Genomic DNA, 19,685 nt, shown 5'->3' on the forward strand with positions numbered 1-19,685 from the left:
CTTATGAATATCTCACTTAAAGGAAAATCAGCATTAGTCACAGGATCAACACTAGGTATTGGCTTTGCCATCGCTAAGGGTTTGGCCGCCTCGGGTGCAAAAACTTATGTCAATGGCCGAACCGCTGACCGGGTCGCAGAGGCCGTGAAACTTATTAAACAAGAAATCCCAGATGCTGACGTAAAAGGCATTGTTGCCGATCTTCAAGATAAAAAAGGGGCTGATAAGTTATTTGCTGAACTTAAGGAGGTGGATATCCTTGTGAATAACTTAGGTATCTTCGAAGCCAAGCCCTTTTTTGAAATCACCGATGAAGACTGGCAAAAGTTTTATGACGTGAACGTCATGAGCGCTATTCGTATGTCGCGCTTTTATACACCTAAGATGGTGGATAAAAAATGGGGACGCGTTCTTTTTATCGCCAGCGAATCGGCCATCCAAATTCCCACAGAGATGGTTCATTACGGAATGACAAAAACGGCGATGTTGGCTATCTCTCGCGGACTGGCCCAAACCGTTGCTGGCAGCGGTGTAACCGTAAACACTGTTCTGCCAGGTCCCACTAAGACTGAAGGTGTGGAAGTTTTTGTAAAAAGCCTTTCGTCGACCCCGGAAGCTCCTTTTGCTGTTCAAGAACAAGAGTTCTTCAAGGTGGCGCGTCCAGGATCTTTGATAAAACGATTTATTAAAACCGAAGAGGTGGCCAGTATGGTGACATATCTTTCTTCAGATCTTGCTTCGGCGACAACGGGCGCCGGTCTAAGAGTCGATGGCGGGGTTGCTCCTTTTATTCTTTAGTCTTTTGAAATCCGGATCGACCATGAGATCCCTTGAATCGGTCCGGGTTTTCGATATGATCCAATGATAGAAAGAGGCTTTCATTGGGGCAAAACGCGAAAAAAAAGACGCTAGAATATTTCAGCTTTTGGCGGCTTCAAAACAAAATGACATTGTATTGTCTGTTTGGAATTTTATTTCTTTCCACTCTCTATGCCGGAGCAAGCATCATGTTGCCCGCACTAACCACCACACACACCATTCTTTATATCATCTTAGCACCCTCTTTAGCTTGTTTCGGCATCGCGACAAGTCATGCCTCCAACTTAGAATCGGAAAAAGCGAAAAATGAATACGAAAGAATCCAAGCAAGGCTAAGCGAAGTTGAAAGCTCGCAGATAACCTTGGATCGTTTTTTTTCTATCTCAAGTGATCTCATGGCGGTCGCCGGCAGCGATGGCTTCTTAAAAAAAGTAAGCGCATCACTTATTAAAGCCCTAGGCCACAGTGAAGAAACTCTTCTAACCACGCCTTTTTTTGACTTTATCCATCCCGATGATCAGGAATCTACTCGTAAGTGCATTGAAGCGCTGAATCTAGGACTACGCCAAGTAGGTTTTGAAAACCGCTACCGCACTAAAGATGGCAGTTATAGAACACTAAGTTGGAGTGCAGCTGCGGATCGGGAACTAGGGGTCCGATTTGCTTCGGCTCGTGATATCACTTTTGAAAGAGACTTTCGCACGTTAGTCGAACAAATCATAGATGCCACTCCTTTTTATTTATTGGTGCAGGATCAAGATGGAAAAATCTCTAAGTGCAATAACAAATTTGCGCACACTTTCGGTGTCTCTAAAGAATCACTTATCGGAAAAAATGCCGAGGATTATCTTCCTAAAGATTTAGTGGTCCTTGTGAAGGAAAAAATGAAAGAATTCGAGATAACGACATCGCCGCAACCATTTGAAAGCAAAGACCACACCTTTAAAATTTTTCCTATCTTTGACAATGCCGACAATCTTATCTCGGTAGGAATATTTTCTTCTACTATTGATATGAAAGCTAACAAATCTTTAGAAGGTTGATTTTTTTAAACCAGGACATCACTTGTAAAAAACCGCGCCGGAAAAGGTCCAAGCCTGAAAATGCGGCTAATAAAAGCACCACCATATTTTCACTGACAAAATGCTCCACTTGGACCTCTCCTTTCTAAAAATTTTTTGAAGTATTAACGAAGACCGCCAGAGCCTTGAATGCGTTCACCGGTCACCCAAGCGGAATCATCAGAGGCCAAGAAAGTTGCGATTTTTGCGATATCTTGAGGCTGTCCGATACGACCCAACGGAGTTTGGGCGACGATTTGTTTTTCCATATCGCTGCCGATCATCCCTAAGGTTTTTGCACCTTCGGTATCGACTCCACCCGGAGCAATGTTGTTGACGCGAATTTTACGACCCGCAAGTTCGCGAGAAAGTCCGATGGTCAAGGTATCAACGGCACCTTTGGTGGCAGCATAAATCGCGGTCCCCGGCATCGGGCTTGTGCTGACTACCGAGCTTACATTGATGATACTTCCGCCTTCAGCAGAAAAGTGTTTAACCGCTTCACGAGTTGAAAGTAAAATGCCTAATACGTTGGTGTTAAACTGACGATGGAATTCTTCTTCGGTGACTTCTTCGATAGTGCCAAACTTATAAATGCCCGCGTTATTAACTAGAACATCAAGCTTTCCGAAAGCTTTTTTGGTTTCTGCAAAAATGCGTTTTACATCTTCTTCTTTGGCTACACTGCCTTGAACGGCAATGGCCTTGCCATCAGCGGCGATAATTTCTTTTACTACTTTGTCGGCGTCTTCTTTACTGGATGAGTAATTGACCACAACGGCCGCCCCTTGAGAGGCGTATTCTTTTGCAATCGCGGCCCCAATACCTTTAGAGGCCCCAGTCACCACTGCGACTTTTCCGTTTAACTTCTTCATCTTAAGCTCCTTAGTTTGCTTGATGTCTGCAAGCGTTATGTTTGACACTTAGACAAATATCGAAATGAAAATAAAGATGTCAATGTGACACTTAGATAATTATCTAAGTATCTAAATATAAGGTTTTAAAGCCAATAGGTTCGCTATAAACGCCGATTCGGCAGCTAAGCATGAGATTTTGGGGACTATGGAAATTTAGATTTTTGAAAGTTTATCTAGGTACGCGTGCAAGACCTCGCGTTGAACAGATAAACGCATAGACTTGCCCTCACGAGTGATTTCCACTAAACCCGCGTGTTCAAGTTCCTTAATATGATGAGACATAGTGGCGGCACTGATGTTGTGCTCTTCCTGAAGGGCGCTGCAGGGCATAGGAGAGTCCCCTTTGCACGCCCCGATTTGTTTTAAAATCATATAACGACGAGGCTCGGCCAAAGCCTTTCCAATGAGTTCAAATTGTTTATCCGTCAAGCGGACTGTTTTTGACGTCGCCATGAACCCACTTTACACCTTATTACGTGAGCTGTCTAGAATTCGACGTCCCCAGCACTCCGGATGAACAAAAGTTATTCAGTCCATGGTAGAGAAAAACCTTTTTAAGTTTTCAATTTTCCTGCCGCGGGACAAAATATCCTCGGAGCTACATTGGGGGTACAATGGATCGTTATGGTACTTTTTTAATTTCCTTATTTTTTTCTATCATAGTTTATGCCACTCCAAACCGATTTGGATTCATGCCATTACCAGAAGCTACAGCGACCGGAGACGTTGTTGTCGTTCTAACATCTGGCACATCGACATGGACAGTTCCGGCAAACTTTTCCTCCACAAATAAAGTTGAAGTGATCGGTGGCGGTGGTGGATCTCTTCAGACCTCGACCGGTTCTGCCACTTCGTATGCGGGCGGAGGTGGTGCCTATGCAAGCTCAACAGGATTTGTTCTTACTCCAGGATCTTCCGTCAATTACAGCGTTGGCGCAGCGGGAACTAGTGGCGCGAGTGCGACCGCCGGCGGAGATACTTGGTTTGTCAGTTCCACAACTTTAATGGCTAAAGGCGGTAATGGAGCCACATCCTCTGCAAGAGGAACGGGAGGGGCTTCGGGAAGTTCCTATGGAACAACAAAATATTCCGGCGGCAATGGCGGTAATGCTGGCACCGGATCCGGGGGCGGCGGAGGTGGCGCCGCTGGTCCGAACGGTGCGGGTGCTGCCGGAGGAAATGGCGCCTCGGGTGCCGGCGGTGGTGGTGGAGCTGCGAACTCAGGAAGCGCAGGATCAGCAGCGTCGTCTGGAGTCGGCGGAGCCGGTGGTGCAAATCGTTTAGGAACGGGCGGAGGATCTGGCGGTACCGGAGCAAGCTGCACTGCCGGAACAGGTGGCGGCGGTGGTGGTGGCTGTAACGGTGCTGGGAGCGCGGGAAGCCAAGAAACTGTCTGGACCGTATCAGGTGTAAATTATGGACCTGGAAGTGGTGGCGGAGGTGGTGGCAGCAGCTCCAGTGCAGGAGGCAACGCAGGTGGATATGGTGCTGCATGTGGCGCGGGTCGTACTGCCGGCGGAAACTCCTCAGGGGGCCTCATCGTAATTACCTACACTCCCGCATTCTAACAAAGACTAAACTCTTGAGTCTCTTCCACCCAAAGAGGAGACTCAATAGATATATCTATTTCATAAGAGGTCTAAATGGAAAATTTTTGGGAATCACTTTCAGAAAAAATGAAAGACGCCTTTGAACAGGCAGAGAAAAAAAGAAAATCTGATTTATTTAAACTAGGAAGCCTGCCCCACGTCTTATCATTCATTCGCGACATGGGTCCTGAAGATATTTTACTTCTTTTAGATCAAGCCCGAAAAATTAAAAAAAGAAAAAACCCCAAGCGTCCGCCTATCAATGCTGACTTTTACGACGTCAAAGATCTTCTGACACCCGACGAACAAAAAACCTTGGATGAAGTTCGCGCATTTATGACTTCAAAAGTAGAGCCCCTGACGACGGAATACTGGATGAACGGGGAATTTCCGTTTGAGATCATCGAAGGATTTAAAAAATTAAATATCTGCGGCATGACCTTAGATAAAAAATTTGGCGGCCAAGAAAGATCCAATATTTTAGAGGGCATGGTCGGTGCTGAAATTGCGCGCGTGGATGTTTCGACTTGTACTTTCTTTGGTGTGCATAGCGGACTGGCGATGAACTCTATTGACATCTGCGGCTCTGACGAACAACGTAAAGAATTTCTTCCGCCCATGGCAAGATTAGAAAAAATCGGCGCTTTTGCTCTGACAGAACCTGATGTGGGCTCCGCCGCATCCTCAAGTCTTAAAACGACTTGCAAACGCCAGGGCGATACTTGGGTTATCAATGGTGAAAAGAAGTGGATCGGAAATGCCACGTTTGCTGATTACATTATTGTTTGGGCCCGCGACGAAGAAGACAATCAAGTGAAAGGATTTATCGTTGATCGTTTAACACCCGGGCTGACGACCGAGAAAATCGAAGATAAAATGGCCTTACGAATTGTGCAAAATGCTTTGATCACGTTAAAAGATGTCAAAGTCAAAGAAGAGCGTCGCTTGCAAAAAGCAGATTCATTCCGTAACACCGCCGAAGTTTTAAAGAAAACTCGCGCCGGCGTGGCGTGGCAAGCCGTGGGTTGCGCGCGCGGAGCCTATGAAAGCACTTTGGATTATACTTTAAAGCGGGAGCAATTTGGACGCCCGATCGCGGGCTTTCAAATGACTCAAGATATGCTAGCGCAGATGCTTTCACAAATAACGGCGATGCAGTGTATGGTGTCGCGTTTAAGTCAGTTGCAAGATCAAGGTCAGCTTTCTGATGAGCGCGCTTCATTAGCTAAGGTTTTCTGTACCGTGAGCTGTCGGCAAGTGACCAGCATGTCGCGAGAACTGATGGGTGCAAATGGCATCTTGATTTCTAATAAAGTCGCGCGATTCCTGGGGGATGCTGAGGCTTTGTACTCTTACGAAGGCACAAAGCAAATTAACAGTCTTGTTGTTGGACGCGCGATCACCGGGATGAGCGCGTTTACATAATTTTAAATTAAATTTAAGGTCCGTCGCGAAAGATCGACGGATCTTTGCAGAAGTTCATAAGATTGGTTATGCAAGTATTCACTCTTTTGCACGATATCCATGTTCGCTTCCATGTCTTCTGACGACCATCCCAAAGAATGCGCCACAAATGGAAATGGGGGAGAGATAAATCCTAACTCTCCAAAGAACATCAACATATGACCGGCCACGGCCTGAATATTATCTTGCCCACCGGTGATAATAAACCCCGCCACTTTATCTTTTATAAGCACTCGATCGCGTAAAGTGATTTGGTTTTGAACGGCATTTAGGCGCTCTGCCATTTTATAGTACAGCGAACTTGCGGATCCCCAACGAATGGGGCTTGCAAGCAAAACTACATCGGCCCAATGAACAAGGCCTTCATAGATTTTTACCATTTCATCTTTCGGATCCATCTTCGTGATCGAACAGGGCCACGTGCAGGCTTTTTCTGATTTTGAATAAAACCCTTCACAATGCCTGAAGTTAAGCTCCGACAAAGCTAAGAATTGAGTTTCCAACCCTAATTCTGTCTCGGCTTTCTTTAGCGTGCTTTTTAATAGCTCTTCAGAAGTTGAATAGCGTGGATGTTCTTTATCCATCGCCGTTGTTGAAATTCCCAAAACGCGAATCGGCCCCGGCGCGCGTTTCGGCTCGCGAGCCACATCTTGCATCGGATTATAATGCGGTTTGATTCTTTCAGTTTCCCCGGCCACATTGATGTACAAAATTCCTGATTCAATTTTCAACGGATAAGTGGAAAGTTTTCCACCGTGGGAAGCAAGAGGCTCGTGAGCACGATTCATTGCCTCACCGGATTGATGATGAAATTCCCAATAATGCCATGGGCACTCCATGCAGCCTTTTTTCAGTTTGCCTTTTGCTAAAGGCCCACCCATATGATTGCAACGCGCGTGGACAGCTCCGAATTGACCTTCATGGTAAGAAATAACGATTCTTTTTTCCTGCAAGGTCACTTCTTTAAGAAAACCCGTGGTCTCAAGCTCTTTTACCAATTCTTCAGTATTTCCAAGGGAAATCCAGTCCGCAGAACCAAACATGCTCATTCCTTTTTTAAGAGCCTTAAACCTACACCAAAAAAGCGCTTGAATGAAGTGTGTATTATGATGAAATAACCGAACATCAGAAGTGAGGACTAAAATGAATATGACTGACGCAAACTTTTGGAAGAAGTGCAGCACCTGCAAAAAACCCATCGGCTTTGGCGCTAGATATTATGTTTGCAGCGTTTCTACCTGCAATGGTGAACGCACCGGTTACGTATTCTGCAGCATTTCGTGCTTTGATGCCCACTTACCTGGCGCCCGACATCGTCAAGCGGGTGCTATTGAAAAAATGGCTCCAAAATCAGCCACCGAAACATCTTCACGCACTTTGATTAAGCCTGCGCCCGTTGCAGGAGCTTCGACATCGACTTTTTCTGGGGCAAAGCCCGTTCCTAAAGATGTTTTGATTATTGCTTCAAGATTAAAAGAGTATGTGACGGCAAGATCTGATTTTAATACCTCTGCCTCGGTGATGGATGTCTTATCTGAATACGTTCGCGTGGTCACAGATCGCGCGATTGACAATGCTCGAGCGGATGGTCGCAAAACCGTTTTAGATCGAGACTTTGATTTTCTTCACAAAACCTAATCGTTCATTCCTAAACCTTTAAGGATCTTCGGAATATACTTTTCAATTCTTGAAACTCGAGTCGTTGCTTGTTTTGCTGATGCAAAATGCATCAAATACAAACGCTGACGGCCCGGTGTTAGTCCCTCAAAAGCCGCTTTTAATTTCTTATTGTTTGCAAGCTTCGTTTTAAACTCGACCGGGATATCTTGTTTCCTTGGCGCTTTTTTTTCGGTCTTTGCCGCAGGCGACGATTCAGCCTTCACCGCTTCTTTGATATAGGCTTTAATTGTGGTCTTTAGTTTTGAAATTTCCGCAGCACTTGTGAATTCAAATCTTCGAGCCGTTTGTGAGTTTTCACCCGGAGCCTTTAATAGGCCCTTAGAATCTTTTAAAAGATGTCCTTTAAAAAACATCAGCGCACAAAAGTTTTTAAAGTTCTGGATGATCGCGATGTTTTGCCCATCATGCGAGTAACAAGGCAGACTCCATTTAAAGTCTTCTTGCAGTCCACTATCTAAAGCAATTTGTCTTAGTGATTTGATTTCGGCAGTCCATGCCTTTTGGCTCTTAATAAACGCGTCTACTTTAGGATTTGTGTCGCTCATACCTGTCGCTCCTTAAGGTCTAACGATAAACGAAGCTTTAGGATGAAGTCAGCCCCCGTGTCCGATTTCCGAGAAACCGGATCAGAATTTAGCCCCAAACCCCATTTAATTCGTTTATAGGTCAGAATTTTCTGGTCCTGGATTTGAACTATGTGTCCGCGAGCCCAAATTTCTGGGTCCACAAAGGAGTAACCATGAACATTCAGAAAATCGTTCGTTCAGTAACGAAAAAGCAAATCAAGTCGACTCAAAAGAAAGCCCAAGGCCATTTTGAATTGGGTGGAGTTGGCAATACTCAAATGAACATGATCGCATTTGATTAGTTTTTTCTTCGGGGGCGCCAGCCTCCCCGGGGGCGCACCCTTTAAAGGAGTTTTTATGTACGGAATGTTTGGAATCGAAACAAGTATTGAAAATATCTATAAACTTGCAGCTCCGTTTGTTGGTGATACCGACATCGAAAAGATGCAAGATCTAAAGCCCTCTTACGTAAACTATTTAAAATCTGTTCATTCTGAATTCCCGATTTTAAATGACCCCGAAATCGTGGTTCGCGATTTAACTCGTTCTAACCAATTTGCCTCTGCTTTTTCCGCAAGCATTATCGATGACCTTAATCAAGAGCGTATGGTTGGAGACAATTACTCGAAAGATCTGCTTTTGGCTAACGCGGAACTAGTTCAGCGCAGTTTAGCACAACTTAAAATCATCCGCCCAGATCTAGCTGAACTTTTTGACTTAGCTGTTCATGCCGTTGTCCTTTGTAATTCAAATCGCAACTCTGAAGGATTTAGCGCCCACGGAGGTACAACCAATCGTTGCATTGGTCTGATCTGGCTTAACCTACGTCCCGAAATTTCAGAACAAAATGTTTTAGAAATGTTGATTCATGAACTCACCCACACTCTAGTGTTTTTAGATGAACTTAATAACGAACATTTTAACTATTACAATATCACTAAACAAGAATTTTGGGCCCAATCTTCCATCTTAAAACGTCAACGCCCTATGGATAAAGTCATTCACAGCATTATCGTTTCCATGGAGCTGTTATACACGCGAAAAGAGTTCTTACCCACTGAACCGGGGCAAAAACTTTTACATCCAAGTTCTCAAGAACTGGTGAAAAATATCTCAGCCTCTATTCAGTCTGTCTTAGAACACCCTCGCCTTCATGAGGTCTGCAAACCTCGGGCAATCGAGCTGGTTCAGTTAGCAAAAGAGCAATTAAAGATTTATGAGGCTATGTAAAATGGAAAAGTTATATAAAGAAATCGAATCGACCATGTCCCGCATTGAAAGCAAATGGCAAAAGATCAATTATTCCACTGACCATTTTCCCGAAGTTGTTTGGAAAGAAACAAGCTCTTTAGATCTTTCTGCTTTGGGCGAAGTCTCTAACCAGCTTAAGCTTTTAGATATGCCGGGTGTTCGCTTTCAACAGCAACGCTCTACATTTTCAGATCTGTATGTCCAAATCTTTCATAATGGCCGATTCATGATCGAGATCCTAAATTGGTGGGGTGGCCACGTGAATGTGCACGACCATGATTTTTCTGCCGTTCAATTTCAGCTTAAGGGTGATGCCTTAAACGTCGTTTATGATTTCAAAGCAGAACAAGAAACCGGTGCATTGCGATTTGGAAGTCTTAACGTGCGTGAGTCTGAAATCTGGAAAGAAGGCGGACGATCTATCGTGCGTCCCGGCGACGTAGATCCCCACAGTGTTTTCCACATTGGTGAACCGACGACAAGTCTTCTGATCCGCACGATTGCAACACCACGATACGGAGCTCAATCAAACTATTTCCCAACCCTAGCGGCTCATTACTATGTGTCTAACGATATCCAGCGCAAAAAACTAACCGCCTTGGGCCTTTTATCCAGAAAAGCTTCTAAAGAATTTCGCATGAACTTAGAAAAGTTCTTAGACACGCAAAGCTTAAGTGAAAATTTCTTTATGCTTATAAAACTTGGCTCTTTGCTTTTACAAGAAGACTATAGCGATATTCTTCAGAACTACGCAGACAAAGGCTCTTTAGAAAAGAAGCTTGTAGACAGTGTTGTCCTAAACAACGGTATTGATTTCTTTAAGACAAAAGCAAATGAAACCTCCGACTTAAATTACGATGAAAAGCTCGCCGCCTTTGCAGTTTCTGCAAGCTGCAATCTAGGCAATTTACAAAAAGTGATTTCTCAATTAGGAAATACCGTAAATCCAGAAAGAATCAGTAGCGGCCTTAAGTCGTTTTTAACAAAACTTGATTCTGGTGACCAAGCAGTGGCGGAAGGTTATCTAGATATTTTTGGAATGGCGGAGTTCGCAAATGAAAAGGTTTAATATTTATTCATGCCTTTTAAATCGTGATGCCGTGATTTCGACAGTTTGGTCTGTTTTACAGCAACTGGTCGTTGCGGCTTCAACATATCTGATTGTTAAATCAATCCAGATGGTGACCGCAGGCGACCTGCAGCAAGGAATTCAGTATATCAGCGCTTTTGTGATCAGCTTGGTTTTGGTGTATCTGCCAAACACACTGTCCATGGCGTACTTGCAAAGATGGCGCTTAAGTTCGATCGAAAAATTTGTAAATTCATTTATCGATCACAACAAAGGAAGGACCACCTGGGGTCATGCCAGGAATAAGGTCACTAAGGAATCTTGGCTAACTAATGAAAGTTTTGCGGTATTTGATGGGGCAACGGGTTTACTTTATCAGCTTATCTCGACACTTTTGAACTCGCTTTTCAATATCATGGTCATTGCCTGGGCTTTGGATTCTCGCATTATGGGATGGTACGCCGCCGCGGGTGCCATACTGGTGGGAGTCAATTATCTCTCACGCGGATTTATCAGCAAGTCTTCTTTAGCTATGCAGGACAGCCGCAACGCCTTATCAAGTTCGATGTTGTCAGCGTGGCAGAATATTTTTATCGGAAATAGATTTAATTTTGAAAATTGGCATCAGCTTTTTTCAGAGCGCTTTCGTCAATCACGAAAGGCCGCTGCAAGTTATGATATCACTCGTTCAGTGATTTCTAGCATCACCGTATGCGTAGCCCTTTTAATTGTGGCCCTAGGAAATGGCATCTTTTTGTGGGAAAACCAGCAAAACATCCCCGCGATTGCGGCTTTATTTATCACTATGCCTCGCCAGCTTCAGATCATCCAAAGCATCTTTTCCTTTTTTAACTTAACTCTAAGTTGGAATGGTGTGCGCAATCAGTTGAAAACCCTAGAGGAAACCTTACTTTCAAATAGTGGCACAAAAGATTCCTTAAGCTATGTACAAATTCCAGAGCTTTCCTTAACTGAAAGGAAAAACGAAATCCCACTATCTACGGCTGATTTCTTTTTCAAAAATATTCAAGACTCCGCTAAAGGTCGTCGTACTTTGCGTGGACCTAATGGAGCTGGAAAGTCGACTTTGCTTTCTGTCTTGAAAGAAAAAACAGGAGATAGCTCTTTTATGTTGCCGACAAACTATGAAGACCTTTCGTTCTCCATTGATTTCTTAGATCATTCTGATGGCAATCGCTTGCTCGCCGTATTTCAAAAGATCGAAAAACTCGATTCCGTGAAATACATCATTTTAGATGAATGGGACGCAAACCTTGATGGAAAGAATCTTTCTTTAATCAATGATGCCATCGAGCGTTTAGCCGAAACTAAAGTCATTATCGAATCCCGACATCGCGGGTAATAAAAAAGGGAGGTTTTGCACCTCCCCTTTTTATTTATTTTCTTAACGGCACCGCCGGGAAATCCACCGGCACATCAAACGCCACATTGGTGTAGTTTGTGAATGTGTTTAATGCCACGTGCGCCAAGATCTCTGCGATTTCTTCTTCTGAAAAACCGGCTGCTTTTACGTCAGCGATGTCAGATTTAGAAACCTGACCGCGAGCTTTCACAAGACGAGCTGCAAAGTTTAACGCCGCTTGAGTGCGTGGGTCACTCGACTCACCGGCTTGTGCGGCGGTCATTTCGGCTGCGGTATTACCGGCACCCTGGCCAAGCACGGTGTGCGCAGCTAAGCAGTATTCACAGCGATTGATATCTGCAACAAGCACCGCAATCTTTTCACCCAGCTTCGCTCCCAATTTCCCTTTGCTCAAAGCCCCGAATGATGCCCACATGCTTTCAAGAGCAGCGGGGGAATTTCCGATCGCTAAGAACATGTTCGGCACTTTACCGAAGCCTTTTTCAATCTGGTCGAACATTTTTTTGTGCGAGCCCGTTGTTTCTTGCGGTGATTTTAGGTTGATATAAGACATAATGACCTCCTTAGGCCTGTTTGGTTGTTTGAGTCTGGGTTGCTAAACTACTCACAAACTCGATTAATTTTTCTGTATCTAAAATTCCAAAATGCTGCAGAACGATTTCACCGTTTTGATCAATGATGATCGTCGTCGGCGTGCCTTGCATGTCGTAAGCTTTCATCGTCAGCGGCATCCACTCGCCTTCGCGGTGTTCATCCACTCCGACCGGAAATGGAATTCGCCATTCTTTGATAAAAACTTTTAAAGCCTCTGGCCCCATCGCATGATGGTTTTCAAAAACTGTGTGCAGACCCACTACGTCGACAGATAAACCTTTAAGTCGTTCAAAAATTTCCATGGTTTGTGGCACCCCGTGATATACACAGCCCGGACACAACATCTGAAAGGCATGAATGACTTTGATTCTTGGCGCCTCAACATCCAGGTGATAATCTGGTGAAGTGTTGAGCCACTGGCTTACTTGTAGTTGTTGAGCTTTCATTGGCTCCTCCTTTGTTGTGTTTGATTATTTCAAAATAACAAACGATAACAAGTGGTTACAAAATGGTGTGGTAGGTACTTAACGGTACATCTTGGAGATCTTATGGACGAAAAAAAATATGACGTGAAGTTTCTAGTCGAGGATATCGTGGGCTGCAAATGGTCCATGTCGATATTAGATATGATCGATAAAGGTATTAATCGTCCCGGCGCGATGGTGCGAGAACAAGACGGATTAACCACAAAAGTTTTAAATGAAAGACTTCGCAAACTGCAGAAATATCAAGTCATCGATAAAGTGGAACATCCGGAAGTTCCACCACGAGTGGAATATGTCTATACTGAATTTGGAAAAAAGTTTTTAGATATCGTTAAGGCCATTCGCAATCTTGAAGACGAAATGGACATCAAAAAATAATCTGTCACTAGTGATTCTCATTTTTTAACCACCGTAAGATCCGCACCCCGAGCCAGTTTCCTGGCTCTATGTCTAAGATTTGGTCCAGAAAATACTGCTTAGGCCCCGCATTGCTTTTGCGTCATCTAGTATATGTCGAAAAGCAAATAAACGAGGTGCCTGATGGCTAGAGCCACCCGACTTCTGTCTCTTTTCGTATTTACTCTTTCTGTATCGGTGATCGGTTGCGGAAAAAACTTTGAAGTCCCTACCGATGAATTAACTCAAATTGAAAACGGCAACGATAATACTGACCAAGGAACAAACAATCCAACCCCGACAGATCCCGACGCAGAAGATCCGGTGGGCCTAAATCCCGTTGATTATTCTAATCCTGTTTTAGATTCTCAGTTTTCTAAACTACCTAACGGAAAAGATCTTAGTAGCATTTCCGTCAATGGTACAAAGCTGACTCTCACGCGCGGATCCGGCAATACTTTTACCGCCGCCTTGAAAGCAGACTATCAAGCTTTAAAGACAGCCACTCAAACAGATCCGAAACACAAAGTGCAATGGACTTTGATGGATTTAAGTTCTCATCAAGTCATTGCTAAAAGTCTTTCGTCTCATAAAAAACTTTTCGGCGCTTCCAGTTCTAAAATCTATGTGGGATCAGCCCTAGTTGATAAACAAAACGGCAGCATTTCAAGTTCACAGCTGCAATTGATGGCGGATATGTTAGTGGTATCTTCAAACACCGCATGGACCAATCTGCAGTCGCAGATCGGCGGCGGGGATTCAAACAAAGGACGCGAGTACATCCATAACTTTACTCAGCGTATGGGTTATAAGCTGACTCGTGGGTACCAAGGTTACTGGGGCAGTACACATGGCAATGAACTTGTGCCTGACGAAGCCGTGGAAACTCTTTACGATCTTTACCGAAATGCCTTCCCCGGTGCTTCGATCGTGTGGAAGCTGATGCATACATGCCGCACGGGTTCCTCTCGTGGACTTAAGTACATCCCCTCAAGTATTTATGTGGGCGGAAAAACCGGAACCTATGATGGTCCCACGGAAAATCCCGAAACCGGCGCTTCTTATAACGTCGCGATTCGTAATCACCTGATGGTGTTTTACGCTGGCAGACGCCAATACGGTCTGGCGATCTTATCAAATTCTGGATCAGACCAATCGGCGGCTTTACTAGCGGGTGGATTGATTCGTGAATATGCGGGCGTTAAATAATCTAGACTAGTCGGGGATACCCGCCTCGCTCTTGGGATTATATACTTTATTAAGTGAAACACCCCAGACGCATGATATTACTTGCCACTCTTGTCGTTTTACTTCTATTTCTCCTCGACCGAGAAATAGAAGTCTCCGTCGCTACGGGGCACGCGTCAAACAAGGCTGACTGGCCCGCAAACTTACAGACTGCGGTAACATCTCTGCCAGTAACTCAAAAGAACAGTCCCCCAAAGAGCAACAACGATATTAATAAAGACGACAACGAATCTGAAATTACATCCGATCAAATCGAATTGCTTTGCAAGTTAAGATCCGCGAAAACATCGGTTCCGATGAGCGGAAAAATCCAAGTGTTTGTTAGTAAGATCAGTCCCTTCTTAGGGATGAATGAAAAAAATGTGGCTTGGATAAAGTCCCCCTCCTGCCCCGATGGATATTATTCGATTGTTCACTATTCTGATGAGGGTGATGTCACAAAAGAAATCGATTGTCGTCGTGCCAGCCTAACGGAGCTAGGAACATTTAGTGGCGAGCAAGGAAATATCATCGATGCACCAGCGGACGAAAACACGGCCAACCTTGCGATTTCGGGGGCAGGATATTTTGTTTTACAGTGCCCTGATAGTAAGTTGATGCTAACCAGAAATGGAAAGTTTAAAAGATCTGCCCGTGGTATTTTAAGCAACGGCGGCGACTGCACCTTGCTAGATACTCAAGGACGTCCCTTCATCGACGAAAAAATAAATTTTGAGGGCTGTAATACGCAAGGTGCTTGTGTCGCCACTCTTGATCCGTCCCTTGATGAAACTGAAGGCTTGGAATACGTAAATTCATATACTTTTCAGGCAGACGCCGCCATAACTCCAGAGCTATCCGTCACCAAAAAAGGTTCCCAGCTGTTTAGGCCAAATTTCTTTTTAAATTCGCTTGAAAACATTCATGATTCAGACCGAGGAATGACCAGTGTTTCTTGGATTAATCATCCGTCTGTAGACCTTGATAGGCTTGAGTGTCCCTAGCTTCCAAATTCGTTCCATAATTCAAAAAACTAGAACTAATCACTGCGTCAACATTGCGATTGGTGCGGTTTTCAGATTTACTTAGTCTCGATGCAAATAAAGGGGAACACGATGAGTAAATCTGTTGTAACGCTTTCTTTTTTAATTTTTGCTTTCCTAATGTCACCGGCATTCGTTTCAGCGTCGGTAGAAGCATGGGCCATCGCAAAGCCTGAATATGATATCGTTTTTCCTGACGACCAGATCGTTGATTTTAAAATCATCATCCAACCACAAGATTGGGAGGCGATGCAGGATAATATGCGCAAGCTTTATGGCGAACCAGGGAAACCTCTTCCTCGCCCGAATCCGGGCGATAAGCCCGTCGCCCCTGGGTTCTCAAAAGAAAAACCAATGTGGGTGAATGCCAAAATTGAATTTAACGGCCAGACATGGAATAACGTTGCCGTTCGTTATAAAGGCAACTCTTCATTGATGTTTCCTTGGATGCGCGGAAGTCATAAATTGCCTTTTAAAATCGACTTTTCAAAATTTGAAAAGAAAAGAAAGTTTTACGGGTTTACCGAACTTTCCCTTTCAAATAACTTTGCTGACAACACCTTGATGCGTGAGCCCTTGGCTTATCGTTTATTAAGCGACATGGGTTTGCCTGCTTCACACACCGCCCTTTACCGTATGACGGTGGATTATGGCAACGGCGCCAAAGATTACGGCATTTATACTTCTATTGAAGTGACGAACGACACCGTGGTGGGAAATTTCTTTGGCGAAGACAAAGGTAACATCTATGAAGGTGACGGCCGAGGTGTCACCTTAGCCAAAGGTGTTACAATCGATCAAATTAAGACCGCTTTTCAAAAAGAAAATAACAAAAAAGAAAACGATTTCAGCGATATCATCGGACTTTATAATACACTTCACAGCCCAGATCGTTTAGCGCGGCCGACCGCATGGCGCGCCGATCTTGAGTCGCGCTTTGAAGTTAAAGAATTTCTAAAATGGCTGGCGATGAGTGCCGTTCTTGAGCACTGGGACACTTATGGCAACATGACTCACAACTTTTATCTTTATAACAAAGACGGAAAATTACACTGGATTAGCTGGGATCATAATCTGATCTTGGGTGCGGGATTCGGGGCCCCGCCCAACAATCCGCCCAAAGATCCACCGCCGATGCCAAATCCTGCTCCCCCTCCGGGTGGTGGTGGCAAACCCCCGGGCAGCTATTTTAAGATCTCCGTCACCTTTGATCGCGCAGAAGTAAAAGATAAATGGCCTTTGATCCGATTTATTTTAGATGATGCCGTTTACGGACAGGAATATAAAAATCAGCTGAAGGATATGAAGAGCCGTTATTTCAACGCTGCCAAAATTGAAATGGACCTTCGCCACCGAGCTAAGACGATTAAAACTACGGTGGCGCCCGGTGATCAGAACGATTTTGAAAAATCGGTTGATGATTTAGTTAAAAAAATCTTTGAACGCGAACAAAAGCTTTCAGAGCACATTCAAAAAATCTAAAGAGCACTGAGCTTAAATGCTCTTAGCAAATCACTTCTTAGCTCCGCGATCTTCTGATCGCGGTCTTCTTGATTAAATGCTCTTAAAATTGATGACGGATGCCAGGACACGATCACGTTTTCAGCTAAAGCGTTGTTCGTGATATTTCGCTCCCTCTCCTCGCCGATTTTCACCAGACGACCTAAAATAGAAGTTGCCGCCGTCACCCCTAAAGCAATGATCACTTTAGGCCGGATCGCTGCAATTTCTGCTTCTAGCCAGGGCTTACAGGCATGCATATCACCACCACTTGGTTTTTTATGAATACGTGCCTTGCCGTCATCACTCGGCGTCCACTTAAAATGTTTCACGGCGTTTGTGATATAAATTTCCTCGCGCTTAATTCCCAGATCATTCAGGATATCTGCCAACACTTTTCCGGCGGGACCGATAAAGGCATGTCCTGCTAGGTCCTCTTCTGATCCGGGTTGTTCACCGACGACCATCAGCCTTGCCTGTGAATCTCCTTCGCCGAATACGGTTTGCGTTGAGCTTTTAGCCCAGGGACATGTCGTGCAATTAGAGGCCAAAGATTTTAAATCACGTAAACCAAGTTTTGCCGGAACTTCCGCCCGCACCTGCGGGGCGGCCGCCATCTTTTGTAAGCGCTGTGGGGTTTCGCGCACCAGTTCATGGATTAAAGCCGTCTCAGGCATGCTGGACCAGTATTTCGGCGACATCTCTTGTCGCATCATCTTAAGGTTTAAGCGTGCGGGATTAAAAATAGATTTATAATAGGTTTTCCAAACTTCGTCGAATTCATCTTGATGAGTGAATTCATGTTCAGCCATGCCGGGACCAAATGTTAATTCTTTTAGATCCCAGTGGGCTGAAGCATCTGGCGAAAAGATAGACCACGGTTTATCCCCAAATCGTCGGGCAAAAAAAGGAGTGCCCAGTTCAATAGTCAGGTGTTCTGGTTTATGCCAGGCGATATAGGTTTCTTGTCCGTCGATGTCTATTTTTTTAAATCGCACAAAAGCGTGCATCTTATGGATGTCTTTACGGACGGATTTTACTAAATCCATCGCGCGCTTAACATCGTTATCGACGGTCACATTTAGTAAATGAATGGATTCGTGATTTAAGCGATAAACAATTCGGTAAAGCAAATCCCAACGATCGGGATCCCGGGCAGCCGCAATTAACGGACCGATTTCTAAAAATTCCTTGGGTATCGTCGGCTTTTCTAACGGCTTTCTTTCCAAAACTGAAAACTGAAACTCCGGCGAATCATTCCATACGGCTTCCGCCGGGGCGACACCCTCATTAAGAAGTTTGCGGGCCTTTTCCCGCCATTCATTCCAATTCACAGATCTCCTGAGACCGCAGAAACCTTCAAATCAAATAGGGACATCTGCTTTTCTTCAGGCTTGATACGATCTTTAAGATTATTGGCATCAAGCAAGAACACATCGGGATTATGATCAGAAGTAATAATAAAATATTTTGCGCGCTTTAAAGGAATACGCAGTTTTGCAATGTCCATTAATGAAATTTTGCGATACGGCCGCATCTGTAAAATTCGCTCGACATTTTTTACACCAAAGCCCGGGATACGCAAAAGTTCCTCTCGCGAAGCTGTATTCACGTTTATCGGAAACGAGCTGCGATTGCGCAAAGCCCACGCCGTCTTCGGATCAATATCTAACGGTAAGTTCGGCGCCTCGGTGCTTGTTAATTCCTTAGCATCAAATTTATAAAAGCGGACCAGCCAATCTGCTTGATACAGTCGATTTTCTCGCACCAGTGATGGCTCGCCTCGAGGCAAAAAAGCATCGGCATGCGGAATTGGACTATAAGCAGAATAATACACACGACGTAAAGAATATTTCTGATACAGATCTTGCGATTGTTTTAAGATCACCGAATCCGTGCTTTCCGTCGCGCCCACAATCATCTGCGTCGTTTGTCCCGCAGGCGCAAACTTGGGTGCTTTAAATGGAGAATATTTTTGATCTTCTTTCGCCTCATCCACACGATCCGCAATTTGTTCCATTGACGTCGTAGCTTCTTGAATGGTTTTGGCGGGCGCAAGCAGGTTGAGGTCTTCTTGCACGGGCATTTCAATATTCGCACTGACACGATCGGCCCACTCCCCGGCTTTTAAAATCAATTCTTTTGAAGAACCGGCGACGACTTTTAAATGAATGTATCCTTGGAATTTATGATCTAAGCGTAAAGATTTCGCCACTTGGATAAGTTGCTCCATCGTTTCGTCAGAGCTATTGATGATGCCGGAACTTAAAAACAAACCCTCAATATAATTGCGGCGATAGAATTCTAAAGTAAGCTGAACAATTTCTTCAGGCGTAAAGCGCGCACGCTTCACGTCGCTAGAAACACGGTTGATACAATATTTGCAATCAAAGATGCAGTAGTTGGTCATCAGGATTTTTAATAAACTAATACAGCGACCATCCGGAGCATAGCTGTGACAAATCCCCATGCCTTCAACATTTCCCATCCCGTCTTTTTCGCGCTTTCTTTGCGAGCCACTGCTTGAGCAAGAGGCGTCGTATTTAGCCGCATCGGCCAGAATAGAAAGCTTGGATTTGAGATTTTCCCATTTGACTGCAGTCATTATTTACATATAATTTACATATCTATTTTAGTCAA

Annotated in this window: 21 protein-coding genes; 13 read left to right on the plus strand and 8 right to left on the minus strand. The window is 44.4% G+C overall.

Annotated features, from left to right (window positions below):
• Positions 1–3 precede the first annotated feature (3 nt).
• Together AZI86_RS05355 and AZI86_RS05360 are read left to right on the plus strand one after the other, a co-directional pair.
• Positions 4–798: an SDR family NAD(P)-dependent oxidoreductase gene (locus AZI86_RS05355; protein ID WP_061834038.1), complete on the plus strand. Its 795-nt coding sequence runs from the start codon at positions 4–6 to the stop codon at positions 796–798.
• Between the two features lie 146 nt (positions 799–944).
• Complete coding sequence (locus AZI86_RS05360) at positions 945–1,862, plus strand: PAS domain-containing protein (RefSeq protein WP_081111861.1); 918 nt, start codon at positions 945–947, stop codon at positions 1,860–1,862.
• A 143-nt stretch (positions 1,863–2,005) separates the two neighbouring features.
• On the opposite strand, the gene AZI86_RS05365 is transcribed toward AZI86_RS05360, so the two are convergent.
• Positions 2,006–2,755: an SDR family NAD(P)-dependent oxidoreductase gene (locus AZI86_RS05365; RefSeq protein WP_061834040.1), complete on the minus strand. Its 750-nt coding sequence runs from the start codon at positions 2,753–2,755 to the stop codon at positions 2,006–2,008.
• A 195-nt stretch (positions 2,756–2,950) separates the two neighbouring features.
• Positions 2,951–3,250, minus strand: a complete 300-nt coding sequence (locus AZI86_RS05370; RefSeq protein ID WP_061834041.1) for an ArsR/SmtB family transcription factor — start codon at positions 3,248–3,250, stop codon at positions 2,951–2,953.
• Positions 3,251–3,489: 239 nt separating this feature from the next.
• Here AZI86_RS05370 and AZI86_RS05375 point away from each other — a divergent pair, with 239 nt between their 5' ends.
• Positions 3,490–4,365, plus strand: a complete 876-nt coding sequence (locus AZI86_RS05375; protein ID WP_216635888.1) for a hypothetical protein — start codon at positions 3,490–3,492, stop codon at positions 4,363–4,365.
• A 75-nt stretch (positions 4,366–4,440) separates the two neighbouring features.
• Positions 4,441–5,811, plus strand: coding sequence for an acyl-CoA dehydrogenase family protein (locus AZI86_RS05380; RefSeq protein WP_061834043.1), 1,371 nt, complete (start codon positions 4,441–4,443; stop codon positions 5,809–5,811).
• Positions 5,812–5,813: 2 nt separating this feature from the next.
• Here AZI86_RS05380 and AZI86_RS05385 read toward each other — a convergent pair whose 3' ends face one another.
• Positions 5,814–6,893, minus strand: coding sequence for a Rieske 2Fe-2S domain-containing protein (locus tag AZI86_RS05385; protein ID WP_061834044.1), 1,080 nt, complete (start codon positions 6,891–6,893; stop codon positions 5,814–5,816).
• A 100-nt stretch (positions 6,894–6,993) separates the two neighbouring features.
• Here AZI86_RS05385 and AZI86_RS05390 point away from each other — a divergent pair, with 100 nt between their 5' ends.
• A complete protein-coding gene (locus AZI86_RS05390) occupies positions 6,994–7,488 on the plus strand; it encodes a hypothetical protein (protein WP_061834045.1) in 495 nt (164 codons plus the stop codon).
• Here the strand turns inward: AZI86_RS05390 and AZI86_RS05395 are convergent.
• The gene (locus tag AZI86_RS05395) at positions 7,485–8,075 is read right to left on the minus strand and encodes a YdeI/OmpD-associated family protein (RefSeq protein ID WP_061834046.1); all 591 of its coding nucleotides are present in this window, start codon (positions 8,073–8,075) and stop codon (positions 7,485–7,487) included. The genes AZI86_RS05390 and AZI86_RS05395 overlap by 4 nt on opposite strands.
• A 194-nt stretch (positions 8,076–8,269) precedes the next feature.
• Here AZI86_RS05395 and AZI86_RS19440 point away from each other — a divergent pair, with 194 nt between their 5' ends.
• The 4 genes from AZI86_RS19440 to AZI86_RS05410 are packed head-to-tail and all read left to right on the plus strand — an operon-like array spanning position 8,270 to position 11,779.
• A complete protein-coding gene (locus AZI86_RS19440) occupies positions 8,270–8,398 on the plus strand; it encodes a hypothetical protein (RefSeq protein ID WP_301335741.1) in 129 nt (42 codons plus the stop codon).
• Between the two features lie 55 nt (positions 8,399–8,453).
• A complete protein-coding gene (locus tag AZI86_RS05400; protein WP_061834047.1) occupies positions 8,454–9,326 on the plus strand; it encodes an aKG-HExxH-type peptide beta-hydroxylase in 873 nt (290 codons plus the stop codon).
• A 1-nt stretch (position 9,327) separates the two neighbouring features.
• Complete coding sequence (locus AZI86_RS05405; protein WP_061834048.1) at positions 9,328–10,416, plus strand: hypothetical protein; 1,089 nt, start codon at positions 9,328–9,330, stop codon at positions 10,414–10,416.
• Positions 10,403–11,779, plus strand: a complete 1,377-nt coding sequence (locus AZI86_RS05410) for a hypothetical protein (protein WP_061834049.1) — start codon at positions 10,403–10,405, stop codon at positions 11,777–11,779. The genes AZI86_RS05405 and AZI86_RS05410 overlap by 14 nt, the downstream gene beginning before the upstream one ends.
• 34 nt (positions 11,780–11,813) lie before the next feature.
• Here the strand turns inward: AZI86_RS05410 and AZI86_RS05415 are convergent, their stop codons facing one another.
• Complete coding sequence (locus AZI86_RS05415) at positions 11,814–12,353, minus strand: carboxymuconolactone decarboxylase family protein (RefSeq protein ID WP_061834050.1); 540 nt, start codon at positions 12,351–12,353, stop codon at positions 11,814–11,816.
• A 10-nt stretch (positions 12,354–12,363) separates the two neighbouring features.
• Positions 12,364–12,840 carry a peroxiredoxin family protein gene (locus AZI86_RS05420; protein ID WP_061834051.1) on the minus strand — a complete coding sequence of 159 codons (477 nt, stop codon included), beginning with the start codon at positions 12,838–12,840 and terminating at the stop codon, positions 12,364–12,366.
• Positions 12,841–12,942: 102 nt separating this feature from the next.
• Between AZI86_RS05420 and AZI86_RS05425 the strand changes: the two genes are divergently transcribed.
• The 4 genes from AZI86_RS05425 to AZI86_RS05440 all read left to right on the plus strand — a co-directional run bounded on the left by AZI86_RS05425 (position 12,943) and on the right by AZI86_RS05440 (position 17,027).
• Complete coding sequence (locus AZI86_RS05425; protein WP_061834052.1) at positions 12,943–13,257, plus strand: winged helix-turn-helix transcriptional regulator; 315 nt, start codon at positions 12,943–12,945, stop codon at positions 13,255–13,257.
• Positions 13,258–13,419: 162 nt separating this feature from the next.
• Positions 13,420–14,484: a serine hydrolase gene (locus AZI86_RS05430; RefSeq protein WP_061834053.1), complete on the plus strand. Its 1,065-nt coding sequence runs from the start codon at positions 13,420–13,422 to the stop codon at positions 14,482–14,484.
• A gap of 53 nt (positions 14,485–14,537) precedes the next feature.
• Complete coding sequence (locus AZI86_RS05435; RefSeq protein ID WP_157684636.1) at positions 14,538–15,506, plus strand: hypothetical protein; 969 nt, start codon at positions 14,538–14,540, stop codon at positions 15,504–15,506.
• Positions 15,507–15,617: 111 nt separating this feature from the next.
• Positions 15,618–17,027, plus strand: coding sequence for a CotH kinase family protein (locus AZI86_RS05440; protein ID WP_061834055.1), 1,410 nt, complete (start codon positions 15,618–15,620; stop codon positions 17,025–17,027).
• Here the strand turns inward: AZI86_RS05440 and AZI86_RS05445 are convergent.
• Positions 17,024–18,379: a UdgX family uracil-DNA binding protein gene (locus tag AZI86_RS05445; protein WP_061834056.1), complete on the minus strand. Its 1,356-nt coding sequence runs from the start codon at positions 18,377–18,379 to the stop codon at positions 17,024–17,026. The two genes, AZI86_RS05440 and AZI86_RS05445, sit on opposite strands and share 4 nt — an antisense overlap.
• A complete protein-coding gene (locus AZI86_RS05450; protein ID WP_061834057.1) occupies positions 18,376–19,650 on the minus strand; it encodes a putative DNA modification/repair radical SAM protein in 1,275 nt (424 codons plus the stop codon). Before AZI86_RS05450 ends, AZI86_RS05445 begins: the two co-directional genes overlap by 4 nt.
• Positions 19,651–19,685 lie beyond the last annotated feature (35 nt).

This window comes from Bdellovibrio bacteriovorus, assembly GCF_001592735.1.
Classification (GTDB): domain Bacteria; phylum Bdellovibrionota; class Bdellovibrionia; order Bdellovibrionales; family Bdellovibrionaceae; genus Bdellovibrio; species Bdellovibrio bacteriovorus_D.

What these genes read in the sequence shown, in the direction of transcription:
- AZI86_RS05355 (WP_061834038.1), top strand. Translation starts at nt 4, where the DNA reads ATGAATATCTCACTTAAAGGAAAATCAGCATTAGTCACAGGATCAACA.
- AZI86_RS05360 (WP_081111861.1), top strand. Translation starts at nt 945, where the DNA reads ATGACATTGTATTGTCTGTTTGGAATTTTATTTCTTTCCACTCTCTAT.
- AZI86_RS05365 (WP_061834040.1), bottom strand. Translation starts at nt 2,755, where the DNA reads ATGAAGAAGTTAAACGGAAAAGTCGCAGTGGTGACTGGGGCCTCTAAA.
- AZI86_RS05370 (WP_061834041.1), bottom strand. Translation starts at nt 3,250, where the DNA reads ATGGCGACGTCAAAAACAGTCCGCTTGACGGATAAACAATTTGAACTC.
- AZI86_RS05375 (WP_216635888.1), top strand. Translation starts at nt 3,490, where the DNA reads ATGCCATTACCAGAAGCTACAGCGACCGGAGACGTTGTTGTCGTTCTA.
- AZI86_RS05380 (WP_061834043.1), top strand. Translation starts at nt 4,441, where the DNA reads ATGGAAAATTTTTGGGAATCACTTTCAGAAAAAATGAAAGACGCCTTT.
- AZI86_RS05385 (WP_061834044.1), bottom strand. Translation starts at nt 6,893, where the DNA reads ATGTTTGGTTCTGCGGACTGGATTTCCCTTGGAAATACTGAAGAATTG.
- AZI86_RS05390 (WP_061834045.1), top strand. Translation starts at nt 6,994, where the DNA reads ATGAATATGACTGACGCAAACTTTTGGAAGAAGTGCAGCACCTGCAAA.
- AZI86_RS05395 (WP_061834046.1), bottom strand. Translation starts at nt 8,075, where the DNA reads ATGAGCGACACAAATCCTAAAGTAGACGCGTTTATTAAGAGCCAAAAG.
- AZI86_RS19440 (WP_301335741.1), top strand. Translation starts at nt 8,270, where the DNA reads ATGAACATTCAGAAAATCGTTCGTTCAGTAACGAAAAAGCAAATCAAG.
- AZI86_RS05400 (WP_061834047.1), top strand. Translation starts at nt 8,454, where the DNA reads ATGTACGGAATGTTTGGAATCGAAACAAGTATTGAAAATATCTATAAA.
- AZI86_RS05405 (WP_061834048.1), top strand. Translation starts at nt 9,328, where the DNA reads ATGGAAAAGTTATATAAAGAAATCGAATCGACCATGTCCCGCATTGAA.
- AZI86_RS05410 (WP_061834049.1), top strand. Translation starts at nt 10,403, where the DNA reads ATGAAAAGGTTTAATATTTATTCATGCCTTTTAAATCGTGATGCCGTG.
- AZI86_RS05415 (WP_061834050.1), bottom strand. Translation starts at nt 12,353, where the DNA reads ATGTCTTATATCAACCTAAAATCACCGCAAGAAACAACGGGCTCGCAC.
- AZI86_RS05420 (WP_061834051.1), bottom strand. Translation starts at nt 12,840, where the DNA reads ATGAAAGCTCAACAACTACAAGTAAGCCAGTGGCTCAACACTTCACCA.
- AZI86_RS05425 (WP_061834052.1), top strand. Translation starts at nt 12,943, where the DNA reads ATGGACGAAAAAAAATATGACGTGAAGTTTCTAGTCGAGGATATCGTG.
- AZI86_RS05430 (WP_061834053.1), top strand. Translation starts at nt 13,420, where the DNA reads ATGGCTAGAGCCACCCGACTTCTGTCTCTTTTCGTATTTACTCTTTCT.
- AZI86_RS05440 (WP_061834055.1), top strand. Translation starts at nt 15,618, where the DNA reads ATGAGTAAATCTGTTGTAACGCTTTCTTTTTTAATTTTTGCTTTCCTA.
- AZI86_RS05450 (WP_061834057.1), bottom strand. Translation starts at nt 19,650, where the DNA reads ATGACTGCAGTCAAATGGGAAAATCTCAAATCCAAGCTTTCTATTCTG.